Genomic DNA, 546 nt, shown 5'->3' on the forward strand with positions numbered 1-546 from the left:
AATGTCGCGCAGGACGGGATCTGAATAGCCGCTAGTTTCCTAGCCCCCTTGCAGCTTCAGTTTCTGCTGCCGTTCAAAGGCTATCGGTGACAGCATGCAGATTGGACCTGTCGCGGTTTGGTGCCGCTCCTTTGGTCACGTAATGTGCAGCAAAGGAGAAGAGCTATGGGCACAGGAAGAACAGACGAATTTCGCAAGGATGCGGTGCGGATCGCGTTGACCAGCGGGCTTTCGCGGCGTCAGGTTGCGGATGATCTGGGGGTCGGCTTATCGACCTTGAACAAGTGGGTGAACGCGCACCGCGACACGGATGTGGTCGCAGCCGAGGATCGCGAGTTGGCGCGGGAGAATGAACGGCTTCGGCGTGAGATCCGCATCCTCAAGGAGGAGGGGGACATCCTAAAAAAAAGCCACCCAGTTCTTCGCGAGCCAAAAGCCGTGAGGTTCAGGTTCGTCGAAGAACAGCGCGGTGTCTTCCCAATCGACCGGTTGTGCCGGGTGATGAATGTCAGCCCACGTGGCCTGCGGGCGTTCCGCAGCCGCCCA

Annotated in this window: 1 protein-coding gene; it reads left to right on the forward strand. The window is 59.0% G+C overall.

Going from position 1 to position 546, the window contains the following annotated elements:
• Positions 1 to 165: 165 nt before the first annotated feature.
• The coding region (locus AC1QQ2_RS15035; RefSeq protein WP_479713754.1) for a transposase at positions 166 to 546 on the forward strand (381 nt) is incomplete at its 3' end.

Source organism: Aestuarium sp., from assembly GCF_023253315.1.
Classification (GTDB): domain Bacteria; phylum Pseudomonadota; class Alphaproteobacteria; order Rhodobacterales; family Rhodobacteraceae; genus Marivivens; species Marivivens donghaensis.